This is a genomic window from Kocuria sp. APC 4018 (genome assembly GCF_030407675.1).
GTDB lineage: Bacteria > Actinomycetota > Actinomycetes > Actinomycetales > Micrococcaceae > Kocuria > Kocuria rhizophila.
The window spans coordinates 1-13,881 of record NZ_JASDCY010000012.1 but is presented as its reverse complement, the minus strand read 5'-3'; the positions used below and the strand labels follow the sequence as shown (position 1 = coordinate 13,881).

Annotated in this window: 8 protein-coding genes; 7 read left to right on the top strand and 1 reads right to left on the bottom strand. The window is 69.3% G+C overall.

The annotated features are described in order from the left end of the window. Positions 1–8: 8 nt before the first annotated feature. The 3 genes from polA to rpsA all read left to right on the top strand — a co-directional run bounded on the left by polA (position 9) and on the right by rpsA (position 6,062). The gene (gene polA, locus QL985_RS03730; RefSeq protein ID WP_059281253.1) at positions 9–2,885 is read left to right on the top strand and encodes a DNA polymerase I; all 2,877 of its coding nucleotides are present in this window, start codon (positions 9–11) and stop codon (positions 2,883–2,885) included. 131 nt (positions 2,886–3,016) lie between these two features. Continuing rightward, positions 3,017–4,414 carry a GNAT family N-acetyltransferase gene (locus QL985_RS03725; protein WP_059281254.1) on the top strand — a complete coding sequence of 466 codons (1,398 nt, stop codon included), beginning with the start codon at positions 3,017–3,019 and terminating at the stop codon, positions 4,412–4,414. A 160-nt stretch (positions 4,415–4,574) separates the two neighbouring features. After that, positions 4,575–6,062: a 30S ribosomal protein S1 gene (rpsA, locus tag QL985_RS03720; RefSeq protein ID WP_059281255.1), complete on the top strand. Its 1,488-nt coding sequence runs from the start codon at positions 4,575–4,577 to the stop codon at positions 6,060–6,062. Between the two features lie 94 nt (positions 6,063–6,156). On the opposite strand, the gene QL985_RS03715 is transcribed toward rpsA, so the two are convergent. Continuing rightward, positions 6,157–6,888: a YigZ family protein gene (locus QL985_RS03715; RefSeq protein ID WP_059281256.1), complete on the bottom strand. Its 732-nt coding sequence runs from the start codon at positions 6,886–6,888 to the stop codon at positions 6,157–6,159. 244 nt (positions 6,889–7,132) lie between these two features. On the opposite strand from QL985_RS03715, the gene QL985_RS03710 reads away from it, so the two are divergent. The 4 genes from QL985_RS03710 (at position 7,133) to QL985_RS03695 (ending at position 13,751) form a co-directional block, all read left to right on the top strand. Continuing rightward, positions 7,133–9,526, top strand: a complete 2,394-nt coding sequence (locus QL985_RS03710) for a dephospho-CoA kinase (RefSeq protein ID WP_059281257.1) — start codon at positions 7,133–7,135, stop codon at positions 9,524–9,526. After that, positions 9,492–10,118, top strand: coding sequence for a dephospho-CoA kinase (gene coaE, locus QL985_RS03705; RefSeq protein WP_059281258.1), 627 nt, complete (start codon positions 9,492–9,494; stop codon positions 10,116–10,118). Before QL985_RS03710 ends, coaE begins: the two co-directional genes overlap by 35 nt. 175 nt (positions 10,119–10,293) lie before the next feature. After that, a complete protein-coding gene (gene uvrB / locus QL985_RS03700) occupies positions 10,294–12,429 on the top strand; it encodes an excinuclease ABC subunit UvrB (RefSeq protein WP_039101214.1) in 2,136 nt (711 codons plus the stop codon). Positions 12,430–12,536: 107 nt separating this feature from the next. Beyond that, complete coding sequence (locus QL985_RS03695) at positions 12,537–13,751, top strand: TerC family protein (RefSeq protein ID WP_059281259.1); 1,215 nt, start codon at positions 12,537–12,539, stop codon at positions 13,749–13,751. The last annotated feature ends 130 nt before the right edge of the window (positions 13,752–13,881 follow it).

Below are 13,881 nucleotides of genomic sequence, written 5' to 3'. Positions count from 1 at the left end.
ATGGGTGCGTGACCGAGACGAGCCAGCAGCCCAGCCAGGATCCGAGCACGCCCCGCACGGTGGTGATCGGCGAGAAGACCGACGCCCCGCAGCAGGTGCCCCTGCCCGAACCGGTGTCCCGCCCGGACAGGAGGCTGCTGCTCATCGACGGGCACTCCCTGGCGTTCCGCGCCTTCTTCGCGCTGTCGCGCGCCGCCGAGTACGGCGGCGGTCCCGGATTCGTGACCTCCGAGGGGGTGCACACGGAGGGCGTCTACGGCTTCGTGAACACCATGGTCAAGCTGGTGCGCGAGGAGAAGCCCACGCACCTGGTGGTCTCCTTCGACCTCGAGGGCCCCACGCTGCGCTCCCAGGAGTACGGGGAGTACAAGGGCGGCCGCGACGAGACCCCCGAGGAGTTCCACGGCCAGGTTCCCAACATCCAGCGCGTCCTGGAGGCGCTGGGCGTTCCGATCGTCACCATGGAGGGCTACGAGGCGGACGACGTCCTGGCCACGCTGGCCTCCCGCGCCGCTGCGGACGACTTCGAGGTCCTCGTGTTCTCCGGGGACCGGGACGCGTTCCAGATGATCACGGACCACGTGAACGTGGTCTACCCCGGCCGCACACCCTCGGACCTGCGGCGCATGGACGCGGCCGCCGTCTTCGAGAAGTACAAGGTGGCACCCCAGAACTACCCCGATCTCGCCGCGCTCACGGGGGAGACCGCGGACAACCTCCCGGGTGTCCCGGGGGTGGGCCCCGGCTTCGCTGCCAAGTGGATCACCGCCTACGGCCCCGTGGAGTCCCTGCTGGAGCACGCCGGGCAGATCACCGGCAAGAAGGGGGAGGCCCTGCGCGAGAACGAGGAGCTCGTGCGGCGCAACCGCAAGCTCAACCGGCTGGTCACGGACCTGCCCCTGGACATCGACCTGTCCACCGCAGTGCTGCCGCGGGCCGACGCCGAGCGCGTGGGCGAGGTCTTCGACGAGCTCGAGTTCGGTTCCCAGCTGCGCGGACGCCTGCTGGATGCCTTCGGCGGGGACGTTCCCGCGGACGACGCCGCCGTTCTCGCCCCCGTCACGGACATCACGGTGGTGCGCACCGCCCAGGAGTTCGCCGACTGGCTGGCCGTGCAGGAGGACGGTGTGCCCGTGGTCGTGCGCCGGCTGTCCCCGGACCCCAAGGCGCTCAGCGGGGAAGAGGTCACCACGCTCGTGCTCACCGGGGACACGGGCGCCGCGGTCGATCTCGTAGCGGCGGACGAGGACCTCACGCACGTCGTGGAGTCCTGGCTCGGGGACGCCGCGGCCCCCAAGGTCGTGGACGGCCTCAAGGACCTTTACCACGGGCTGATCCAGCGCGGCATCGACCTCGCGGGGGCCGTGGACGACGTCCAGCTCTCGGGCTACCTGGTCCGGCCGGCGCTGCGCTCCTACGAGCTGGAGGCCCAGCTGGCCCAGCACCTCGAGGTCGAGGTGCCCGCGGCGGAGGACACCGCCGGGGATGCGCACGGGCAGACCGAGCTCGCCCTGGACGAGGAGGACGAGCTCGTTGGCGTGAGCGAGGCGGTGCTGGTGCGCGAGGCCACCCTCGGTCGCGCGTGCCGCGACCTCAGCGCGCACCTGCGCGGGCTGCTGGAGGCGGACGGGCAGCTCGGGCTGCTCACCGAGCTCGAGATGCCGCTCGCGGTGATCCTCGCGCGCATGGAGGCCACCGGGATCGCGATGGACCGGCCGGGGATCGACGCCCTGTTCGAGGACCTCCAGCACCCCATCGACCAGGCGTTCGAGCAGGCCCAGGCGCAGCTCGACCACGAGGTCAACCTGGGCTCCACCAAGCAGCTGCAGGCCGTGATGTTCGACGAGCTGGGACTGCCCAAGACCAAGAAGACCAAGACCGGCTACACCACGGACGCCGCCGCCGTGGCGGACCTGATCGGCAAGGTCTCCCCGGACACCCCCGGCTCCCGGTTCCTGGTGGCCCTGATGCACTGGCGCGAGTACTCCAAGCTCAAGCAGATCGTGGCGGGGCTTCGGGACGCGATCGCGAACGACGGCCGCATCCACACCACCTACCAGCAGACCGTGGCGGCCACCGGGCGGCTCTCCTCCACGGGCCCCAACCTGCAGAACATCCCGGTGCGCACCGAGCAGGGCCAGCGCATCCGAGACGTCTTCGTGGTGGGGGAGGACGCCACGGGTCCTTTCGAGTGCCTGATGACCGCGGACTACTCCCAGATCGAGATGCGCATCATGGCGCACCTGTCCGGGGACGAGGGGCTGATCGAGGCCTTCCGGGGCGGTGAGGACCTGCACCGGTTCGTGGGCTCCCGCGTCTTCGACGTGGCCCCCGGGGACGTCACCCCGCAGATGCGATCCAAGGTCAAGGCCATGAGCTACGGGTTGGTCTACGGACTGAGCTCCTACGGACTCTCCCAGCAGCTGAACATCGGTGTGGACGAGGCCCGGACCATGATGAGCGGCTACTTCGAGCGCTTCGGGGGCGTGCGGGACTTCCTGCGCGGCGTCGTGGAAGAGGCCCGTTCCAAGGGCTACACCGAGACCATCGACGGCCGCCGGCGCTACCTCCCGGACCTCACGAGCGACAACCGGCAGGCCCGCCAGGCCGCGGAGCGCATGGCCCTGAACGCTCCCATCCAGGGGTCCGCTGCGGACATCATCAAGAAGGCGATGATCGGTGTGGACCGGGCGCTGCGAGACGGTGAGCTCCGCTCCCGCGTTCTGCTGCAGGTCCACGACGAGCTCATCGTGGAGGTGGCCCCCGGCGAGAAGGACGCCGTGGAGAAAATCTTGCGCACCGAGATGGCCGGCGCGGCCGATCTCACGGTGCCGCTGGATGTGAACGTGGGCACCGGGCCCACGTGGCACCAGGCGGCGCACTGACCCCGCCCCCGCGAACGGCCCGGCAGCCCGGACCGGCTGCCGGGCACAGCACCCCCACCCCCTGCGGCCCCGAACGGTTCCTCCCCGTTGTGGGAGGAGCCCGGGGCCGGTGCACGGAACGAAGGAGCACGATGAGCACGACACCCCCTCAGGACCAGCCCGCCGAGATCACCCACACCGCACGGGGCAACACCTACCGGCTGCGGCGGTTCTCCGTGACCGAGGGCTCGCTCGCGGACAACCCCGAGGCCGTGCAGTGGAACCGCGCGGTGTACCAGGGGTTCCACGACGCCGAGCCCACCGACGAGGCCACCCGGCGGATCCTGCGCTCCCTGCGGGAGGCGGGCACCCGGCTGCGCTCCGTGTACACGGCGGATCCCGTGCCCCCCGCGGCCCTGGGTGCGGAGCGTCCCGTGGCCACGTTCTGCTCGTGGGACTCCGAGCTGACGCTGGGCGAGGGCCGCAGCATCCCGGCGTGGCTGATTTCCGAGGTCACCGTGCGACCCACCCACGCCCGGCGGGGTCTGCTGCGCCGCCTCATGACGCAGGACCTCACCGAGGCGCACGAGGCCGGGTTCCCGGTGGCGGCGCTGACCGCCTCCGAGGCCACGATCTACGGCCGGTTCGGATTCGGTGCCGCCACGTTCAACGCCGAGGTCACGGTGGACGCGCACTCCCGGCTCCAGCTCAAGGCCCCCACCGTGGGGACGGTGGAGATGGCCGACAACCTGGCCGTTGCCGAGCTGGCCCCGCAGATCTTCGAGCGCTTCCACCGTTCCACCGCCGGTTCGCTGCGGCGCACTGTGAAGTGGTGGGACTACGTCTCGGGGCAGTGGAACTGGCACCGCGGCGCCGCCGAGCCCGAGCTGCGCACCGCCGTGCACTACGACGAGCAGGGCCGGCCGGACGGCTACGTGAGCTACAAGTTCCTGCCCACCCAGGGCTACGAGGGAACCCTTGAGGTCGTTGACCTGGTGGGCGCGGACTCCCAGGCGCAGATCGCCCTGTGGGAGTTCCTGTGCAACCTGGACCTCGTCACCGAGGTGCGCTACAAGTCGGCACCCATCGAGGACCCCCTGATGTGGGGCATGGTGGACATGTCCGCGTACACCGTGCACAAGCGCGCGGACCGGGTGTGGCTGCGGGTCCTGGACCCCGTGGCCGCGCTGTCCGCCCGTCACTACACCGCGCACCGCAAGATGACTCTGTCCATCGTGGACTCGCTGGGATTCGCGGACGGGATCTACGAGATCGACACCACGGACGGGGAGACCCGCGTGGCGCGGGTGGGGGACCGGCCCCGGACCGAGAGCGACCGGGCGGGCGCGTCCATGCCGGAGGTCGAGCTGCCGGAGGGGGTCGACGCCGCGCTGACCGTGGACCTGCTGGGCTCCCTCTACCTGGGCGCGGTCAAGGCGTCCACGCTGCACCAGGCGGGTCTGCTGCGGGTGCGGGACGACGACGCGCTGCGGGACCTCCAGGACCTGATGACCACCACGGCGGACCCGTACTGCATCTCCCCGTTCTGACTCTCAGCCGCTTGAACACGCACCTGCCGGGCACTAGACTGGTACGGTGCGTGTTTTCGCACGCCCACACCAAGTTCTACTCTTCCGCTCCGCCGTGCCCTCGCGGCGCGGGTGCGGAAGTGACAATCCATCACACCAATTCCATCGGAGTCCCTACTACATGACCACCACCACCCAGCAGGTCGCCGTCAACGACATCGGAACCGAAGAGGACTTCCTCGCCGCTGTCGACGCGACCATCAAGTACTTCAACGACGGCGACCTCGTGGAAGGCACCGTCGTCAAGGTCGACCGCGACGAGGTCCTCCTGGACATCGGGTACAAGACCGAAGGTGTCATCCCCTCTCGCGAGCTGTCCATCAAGCACGACATCAACCCCGACGATGTCGTGGCCGTGGGTGACGAGGTGGAGGCTCTGGTCCTCACCAAGGAGGACAAGGAAGGTCGCCTGATCCTGTCCAAGAAGCGCGCCCAGTACGAGCGCGCCTGGGGCGACATCGAGAAGGTCAAGGAGGACGACGGCGTCGTCACCGGTACCGTCATCGAGGTCGTCAAGGGTGGTCTCATCCTGGACATCGGCCTGCGCGGCTTCCTGCCGGCCTCCCTCGTGGAGATGCGTCGCGTCCGCGACCTCGCGCCGTACATCGGCCAGCAGCTCGAGGCCAAGATCATCGAGCTGGACAAGAACCGTAACAACGTGGTGCTGTCCCGCCGTGCATGGCTCGAGCAGACCCAGTCCGAGGTCCGCGCCAACTTCCTGCAGCAGCTGCAGAAGGGCCAGGTCCGCACGGGCACCGTGTCCTCGATCGTCAACTTCGGTGCGTTCGTGGACCTGGGTGGCGTGGACGGCCTCGTGCACGTCTCCGAGCTGTCCTGGAAGCACATCGACCACCCCTCCGAGGTCGTCGAGGTCGGTCAGGAAGTCACCGTGGAGGTCCTGGACGTGGACATGGACCGCGAGCGCGTGTCCCTGTCCCTCAAGGCCACCCAGGAGGATCCCTGGCAGCTGTTCGCCCGCACCCACGCCCTGGGTCAGGTCGTGCCGGGCAAGGTCACCAAGCTGGTTCCGTTCGGTGCGTTCGTGCGCGTCGAGGACGGCATCGAGGGCCTGGTGCACATCTCCGAGCTGGCCCAGCGCCACGTGGACATGGCCGAGCAGGTCGTCTCCGTCAACGAGGAGCTGTTCGTCAAGGTCATCGACATCGACCTGGAGCGCCGCCGCATCTCGCTGTCCCTGAAGCAGGCGAACGAGGGCGTGGACCCGGAGTCCACCGAGTTCGATCCCGCCCAGTACGGCATGGCCGCGGAGTACGACGAGCAGGGCAACTACAAGTACCCCGAGGGCTTCGATCCCGAGACCAACGAGTGGATCGAGGGCTACGAGGAGCAGCGCGCCGCGTGGGAGGAGCAGTACGCTCAGGCCCAGTCCCGGTGGGAGGCGCACAAGGAGCAGGTGCGCAAGCACATCCAGGACGATGCCGAGGCCGCGACCACGTCGTCCTCGTCGTCCTCCTCCTCGTCCAGCCCGTCGCAGAGCCACTCCTCCGGCCCCACGAGCTACTCGTCCGAGGCCCCGGCCGAGGACTCCGGCACGCTGGCGTCCGACGAGGCCCTCGCCGCTCTGCGCGAGAAGCTCACCGGCCACTGAGTCGAGCGTGTGGGTGATCTCGTGAGGGAAACCCGCCCGTGAGAAAGGTCCCGCACCCCATCCGGGGTGCGGGACCTTTCGCATGTCCGCCCGGTCAGCCCAGGGGCACGTCCTGCCACCGGATGGCTCCCTCTGCCACCTCCGCGTGACCGGAGGTCGCCGCGGCCAGGTCCTCGTGGGCCCGTGCGATCTGGGCAGGGTGGTCTGGCACGAGCAGGTGCAGGGTGGCGCGGGCGGCGTCGTAGCCGGTGGGGAGCATGGTGTAGTCCTGGGACCGCAGCTCGGCCTCGATCCGCCCGACCTCGGGGTGCGGTGCGGTCACGCTCAGTTCCCGGCAGCGGAGCCTGCGGGCCAGGGGAGCGGTCTCGAGAGCGGCCGTGACGGCCCCGGAGTAGGCGCGCACCAGACCTCCCGCGCCGAGCTTCACGCCGCCGAACCAGCGGACCACCACGGCGCACACGTCCGAGAGGTCTCCCGCCTCCTGCGCAATCCGCTGCTGCGGGGTCGCGAACTGCGTGAGGGTCTGCAGCATGGGGATGCCCGCGGTGCCTGCGGGCTCCCCGTCGTCCGAGGAACGTGTGGTGTCCCGCGTGGGCCCCAGCACGAACGCGGTGCAGTGGTGGCGGGCGTCCCTGTGCTGCGCCGTGACCTCGGCTATGGCCGCACGGGCCGCGTCCTCGGAGTCCACGCGGGCGAGCACGGCGAGGAACCGTGACTTCCTGATCTCGAGCTCCGCGGTGTGCGCCGCTCCGGACCGCAGGATCGTGTAGGAGACCTGGGTGGCCTGTTCGGCCCCGGGGCGCTCCGGGATCGGATGGGAGGACATCCTCCCAGTCTAGGGAGACCGGGCACGGGCTCTTGCACCGGGTCGCGTGGCGTGCCTGCCGGGGGTGGTCGCGTCGCGTGCGTGTTCGGGGTGGTCGCCGCGAGCGCATCCCTCTCGGTGGGCGGTCCCGCGCGGAATCGGGGCAGAGTGCTGCCGTGCCCGGGAGCCGGGGGCCGCTACAGTGGGCTGGGCCGCCGACGCGGTGGCCCAGTGCGTTCCGACCACCAACTGAAAGTGCCGCTCCGTGCTCAACCGCCTCCACGACCGTCTCGGGCTGCGCACCACGCCCTCCATCTTCTTCGCCTCAGCCGCACTCGTCGTCGTCTTCACGGTGGCCATGGGGCTCTTCCCGGAGCCCGTGCACGGCGTCTTCGGGGCGGTGGCCCACGTGCTGCGCTACGAGACGGGCTGGTTCTACACGTTCAGCGTGACCTCCCTGGTGATCTTCGCCCTGGGCCTGGCCGTCAGCCGCTACGGCAGGGTCCGGCTGGGCGACGACGACTCCGCGCCCGCGTACTCGGGACTCACCTGGTTCGGCATGCTGTTCGCCGCGGGGGTGGGTGCCGTGCTCATGTTCTGGGGCGTGGCCGAGCCCATCAACCACTACGCCAACCCGCCCATGTACGGCACGGAGCCCGGGTCCGACCAGGCCGCCGTGGAGGCCCTGAACATCGCCAACTTCCACTTCGGTCTCCACATGTGGGCCATTCTGGCCGTGCCCGGTCTGGCATTCGGCTACTTCACGTACAAGCGGAAGCTGCCCCCGCGGGTCTCCTCCGCGTTCCACCCCCTGCTCGGGGACGGCATCCACGGCCCGTGGGGCAAGGCCATCGACGTCCTCTCCATCGTGGCCACCGTGTTCGGCCTGGCGGTGTCCGTGGGCCTGGGGGCCCTGCAGATCAACAGCGGGCTGAGCTACGTGTACGGGATCCCCGTGGCCGGCTGGATCCAGGCGGCGATCATCGCGGTCATCACCGCGGTGGGGCTGGCCTCCGTGCTCGCGGGCATGGAGAAGGGCGTGAAGCGGCTCTCGTACGGCAACATCATCCTGGCGGTCGCGCTCATGCTGTTCGTGCTCATGGCCGGTGCCAGCATGGACACGATGCGCGCGATCGTGGAGTCCGCGGGAAGCTACGTCAACCAGCTGCCCACGCTGGCGTTCTTCAACGACACCTTCGGGGGCGGTCAGTGGTCCGGTGACTGGACGGTGTTCTACTGGGCGTGGACCGTCACGTGGGCGCCGTTCGTGGGAATGTTCGTGGCCAAGATCTCCCGGGGGCGCACCATCCGCCAGTTCGTGGTGGGTGTGCTGGGCGTGCCGTCCGCGTTCGTGGTCGTCTGGATGGGCATCTACGGCTACAACGCGATCCGCGTGGACCGGGCCCCCGGAACCGAGGGCAGTCTCACGGAGACGATCGTGACGCAGGGCAACGCGGAGGCTGCGCTCTTCCAGTTCCTGCAGTCGATGCCGTTCTTCGGGGTCACTGCGCTCGTGGCCCTGGTCGTGATCACGATCTTCTTCATCACCTCGATCGACTCCGGTGCTCTGGTCATGGACGCCATGGCCAACGGGCACGAGGACGAGGCGCCGCGGCGGCAGCGCATCTTCTGGACACTGGCGGTCGGGGCCGTGTGCACCGCCATTCTGATCACCTCGGGTGAGAACGGGCTCAACGCCCTGGAGGAAGTGATCATCGTGATCGGGGCGCCCGTGATGCTGCTCGTGGTGCTGCAGGCGGTCATGCTGCTGCAGGCCCTGCGCCAGGACGCGGGCACGGCCAAGCCCATGCGCACCCGGCAGTGGAAGCGCGTCCTGCCCGCGGAGGAGTACCACCGTCGGGCGCAGGAGGACACCTCAGTGGTGTCCGAGTACGTGATCCGTCCCGAGTACGAGGTGGGCACGGAACCGGAGAACGACACCCACCAGCCTCGCACGTGGCACTGGCAGCGCGAGCAGGAGGGGCGCCCGGTCTTCCAGCTCGCCCTCACGGGCGGCGCCTCGGCGGGCAAGCGCACCGCCGCGCACGCGTTCGAGGAGCTCGGAGCGGCCATGCTCGACAGCGTGCAGATGTGGCAGGAGCTGCTCGAACCCGGTACGCAGACGCGCGCGGAGGTGGACCGGATCTTCGGGGAGCAGCTGCCCACGGGGCCCGGGGCGGGCGCCGCGGACACCATGGAGGCACTGGACGAGCTGATGGCGGGCAACGACACCGTCCGGGCCCGCGCCCACGAGCTGCTGCTGCCGCACATGCGGGAGTCCGCGCGGCGTCGTGCCCGGGAAGCCGGGCCCGACCGCGTGGTGGTCCAGGTGCTGCGGGACCCCCTGGAGACCGAGCAGCGAGACCGCTTCGACCTCGTGGTCGCGGTCGCGGCCCCGGCGGAGGAGCGCGTGCAGCGCCTGCGCCGTGACGAGGGCGTGCCCGCGGACGTCGCGTGGGAGATCGTGGACCAGGCCCCGTCGGACGACGAGACCCGTGAGGTCGCCGACCGCGTGATCGTCAACGACGACGGCGTCGAGCGGGTCCGCGAGCAGGTGCGGGAGATCTGGGAGGACGCCGTCCGCCCGGTCCTCGACGAGGACGAGCCGAAGGAGGCCGCTGACGATGACGACACCGTTCGCACGCCCAGGGCGCACTGACGTGCTGCGCGTGGGCCTCACGGGAGGCATCGCCTCCGGGAAGTCGACCGTGTCCCGCTGCCTGGCGGACCTCGGGGCTGTGGTCGTGGACGCGGACGCGATCGCGCGCCGGCTGCAGGAACCGGGAGAAGCCGGCTACGAGGCCGTGGTCGGGCACTTCGGGGACACCGTGGTGGATGCGGCCACCGGGCGCCTGGACCGCGCGGCGCTGGCGGGGATCGTGTTCGCGGACGAGGCCCGGCTCGCGGAGCTCAACGCCATCATGCACCCCCTGGTGCGGGCCGAGGCCGCGCGGCTCGCGGCCGCCGTCCCGCCGGGGGGCGTGCTCGTGCAAGACATCCCGCTGCTCGTGGAGACCGGCCAGCACGCGGACATGGACCGCGTGCTGGTGGTCGAGGCCCCCGAGGCCGAGCGGGTCCGGCGCATGGTCGCCGACCGCGGCATGGACCCGGACGACGCACGACGCCGCATCGCCGCCCAGGCCTCGGACGCGCAGCGCCGCGCCGTGGCCACCACGGTGTTCGACAACTCCGGTACGCGTGAGGACCTCGTGCGCCAGGTGCACGGGTGGTGGGCGGAGCAGACGGGCTGAGCCGGGAACCGCACCGCGGTCGCCGCTGACCCGCCGTGGCCAGGGGTAAGCCGGGCCAACGTGGTGGGCCCGACCGGTGGAGCCCGACCTGTGGTGCACGCCCGGGTGCGGTGGGGCACCCGGGCGGCCCTGCGGCGTCGTCGTGCGTGTCGGAGGGCCCGCGTAGCCTGGTGCCATGTCGCTCGCCCAGAAGATCAACCGTGTGGTCGCGCCGTTCGAGGTCGTGTCCGAGTTCCAGCCCGCCGGGGACCAGCCCAAGGCCATTGCGGAGCTCTCGGAGCGGATCCAGGGCGGGGAGAAGGACGTGGTGCTCATGGGCGCCACGGGCACCGGCAAGTCCGCCACGGCGGCCTGGCTGATCGAGGCCGTGCAGCGGCCCACGCTGCTGCTCGTGCAGAACAAGACGCTCGCGGCGCAGCTGGCCAACGAGCTGCGGGAGCTGCTGCCGAACAACGCGGTGGAGTACTTCGTCTCCTACTACGACTACTACCAGCCCGAGGCCTACGTCCCGCAGACGGACACCTTCATCGAGAAGGACTCCTCCATCAACGAGGAGGTGGAGCGGCTGCGGCACTCCGCCACCAACGCGCTGCTGACCCGCCGGGACACCGTGGTGGTCTCCACCGTGTCCTGCATCTACGGCCTGGGCACGCCCGAGGAGTACGTCAAGCAGATGGTCACCCTGGCCGTGGGCCAGGAGATGGACCGGGACGCCCTGCTGCGCCAGTTCGTGAACATGCAGTACGTGCGCAACGACGTCGACTTCCACCGCGGCACGTTCCGCGTGCGGGGGGACACCGTGGAGATCATCCCCATGTACGAGGAGAACGCCCTGCGCATCGAGTTCTTCGGGGACGAGATCGAGGCCATCTACACCCTGCACCCGCTCACCGGGGAGGTCATCAACGAGGAGCAGGAGATGTACGTGTTCCCGGCCTCCCACTACGTGGCCGGTGCGGAACGGATGGCCACGGCCATCGAGTCCATCCAGAACGAGCTGCAGGAGCGGCTGCAGGAGCTCGAGTCCCAGAACAAGCTCGTGGAGGCCCAGCGGCTGCGCATGCGCACCCAGTACGACCTCGAGATGATGGAGCAGATGGGCTACTGCAACGGCATCGAGAACTACTCGCTGCACATCGACGGCCGCCCGCGCGGGTCCGCCCCCCACTGTCTGCTGGACTACTTCCCGGACGACTTCCTGCTGATCATCGACGAGTCCCACGTGACCGTGCCCCAGATCGGCGGCATGTACGAGGGGGACATGTCCCGCAAGCGCACCCTGGTGGACCACGGCTTCCGGCTGCCCTCCGCCATGGACAACCGCCCGCTGAAGTGGGACGAGTTCCTGGAGCGGATCGGGCAGACCATGTACATGTCCGCCACCCCCGGTCCGTACGAGATGTCCAAGGTGGACTCGGTGGTGGAGCAGATCATCCGGCCCACGGGGCTGGTGGACCCGCAGGTGGTCGTGAAGCCCACCAAGGGCCAGATCGACGACCTCCTGGAGCAGATCGAGCTGCGCGTGGAGCGGGACGAGCGTGTCCTGGTGACCACCCTGACCAAGCGCATGGCCGAGGACCTCACCGAGTACCTCATGGAGCACGGGGTCAAGGTGCAGTACCTGCACTCGGACGTGGACACCCTGCGTCGTGTGGAGCTGCTGCGCGAGCTGCGCATGGGCACGTTCGACGTCCTCGTGGGCATCAACCTGCTGCGTGAGGGCCTGGACCTCCCCGAGGTGTCCCTGGTGGCCATCCTGGACGCGGACAAGGAGGGCTTCCTGCGCTCCACCACGTCCCTGATCCAGACGATCGGCCGTGCCGCCCGCAACGTCTCCGGCGAGGTCCACATGTACGCGGACAAGATCACGCGCTCCATGGACGTGGCCATCGAGGAGACCAACCGCCGCCGCGAGATCCAGGTCGCCTACAACACGGAGCACGGGATCGACCCCCAGCCCCTGCGCAAGAAGATCGCGGACATCACGGACCAGCTGGCCCGCGAGGACGAGGACACCAGGACCCTGCTGGCCCAGCGCTCCGCGGCCAACAACCACACCGCCCCCGTCAAGGGCGGCAAGGGGAAGAACTCCGAGAAGGACCAGGCGGCGGCCGCCGCGGAGTCCAAGCTGCTGCGGGACGGGGTGGCCGCGGCGCCCGCGGAGGACCTCGTCCAGCTCATCGAGGACCTCAGCGAGCAGATGCGCAATGCCGCCGCGGAGCTCAAGTTCGAGCTGGCCGGGCGGCTCCGGGACGAGATCGCGGACCTCAAGAAGGAGCTGCGGCGCATGAAGGACGCCGGCCACGCGTGAGCGGGGCCACGTCCCTCCTGGCCACACCAGGGGGTCGGGTAAACTGGCGGTCCTGTACGGCCCGCACCCGGGTTGTTCCCTGTCGTCTTCTCACCTAAGGGGTACCCGTGGACATCTCCAGTCTGCAGTGGGGTCTCACCATTGCACTGATCGTGGGGCTGCTGGCCTACGACTTCATCTTCCACGCCCGCAAGCCGCACGAGCCGACCGTCAAGGAAGCGGCCATGTGGACGGGGCTGTACGTATCCCTGGCCCTGCTGTTCGGGCTGCTGATCCTCTTCTGGGACGGGCCCACCTACGCTGCGGAGTACTACGCCGGCTTCGTCACGGAGCAGGCGCTGTCCGTGGACAACCTCTTCGTGTTCCTCATCATCATGGCGTCCTTCAAGGTGCCCCGGGCGGACCAGCAGAAGGTCCTGCTGTTCGGCATCGTGGTGGCGCTGATCGCCCGCACGGTGTTCATCTTCGTGGGCGCGGCGGCCATCAACCGCTGGTCCGCACTGTTCTACGTGTTCGGCCTCTTCCTCATCTACACCGCCGGCAACCTGGTCAAGGGTGAGGTCACGGACTCCGCGGAGGACGACGACGCCAACAACATCATGGTCCGGCTGGCCAAGCGCTTCCTCAAGACCACGGACGAGTACGACGGCGACAAGCTCTTCACCCAGGTCGACGGCAAGCGCGTGATGACGCCCATGCTGCTGGTCATGGTCGCGATCGGCCTCACGGACATCATGTTCGCGCTGGACTCGATCCCGGCGATCTTCGGTCTGACCCAGGAGACCTACATCGTCTTCACTGCCACGGCGTTCTCCCTCATGGGCCTGCGCCAGCTGTACTTCCTGATCGACGGTCTGCTGGACCGGCTCATCTACCTCTCGTGGGGTCTGGCCATCATCCTGGGCTTCATCGGCGTGAAGCTCATCCTGCACGCACTGCACGAGAACACCCTGCCGTTCATCAACGACGGCGAGCCGGTGCACGTGGTCGAGGTGACCACAGGGTTCTCCCTGGCCGTGATCGTGGGCGTTCTGGTCCTCACGGTCCTGGCGTCCCTGCTCAGCCCCAAGGGCCGCGCGGTGCGGATCATCAACGGTGCACGCGACTGGTCGGAGCGCTACCTCGAGATGCCGGAGTCGGCGCCCGTGGAGGAGCGGACCAAGGCGGCCGAGAAGATGAAGAAGTACCGCGAGCAGCTGCCCACCGTGAAGGCCAAGTACCGGGACGAGCTCATCGAGTCCGAGGCCCGCTACCACGACCTTCTGGAGCGTGCCCACGGTCTGCGTCAGGAGCGACTGGCCGAGGCCGAGCGCCACAACTGACCACCCCGGCCTGGGCTCCGGCCCTCTCCCCATGGCGCCCCTCCTGCCCGGGCGGTTTCTAGGGGTCCTCGCAACACCTGATGGTTATGTGGTTGTCAGTAGATCACGCAGACGCTCGGCTGGGGTATCC

Excerpts from the sequence above, each read along its gene's own strand:
- QL985_RS03725 (WP_059281254.1), top strand. The coding sequence starts at position 3,017 with ATGAGCACGACACCCCCTCAGGACCAGCCCGCCGAGATCACCCACACC.
- rpsA (WP_059281255.1), top strand. The coding sequence starts at position 4,575 with ATGACCACCACCACCCAGCAGGTCGCCGTCAACGACATCGGAACCGAA.
- QL985_RS03715 (WP_059281256.1), bottom strand. The coding sequence starts at position 6,888 with ATGTCCTCCCATCCGATCCCGGAGCGCCCCGGGGCCGAACAGGCCACC.
- coaE (WP_059281258.1), top strand. The coding sequence starts at position 9,492 with ATGACGACACCGTTCGCACGCCCAGGGCGCACTGACGTGCTGCGCGTG.
- uvrB (WP_039101214.1), top strand. The coding sequence starts at position 10,294 with ATGTCGCTCGCCCAGAAGATCAACCGTGTGGTCGCGCCGTTCGAGGTC.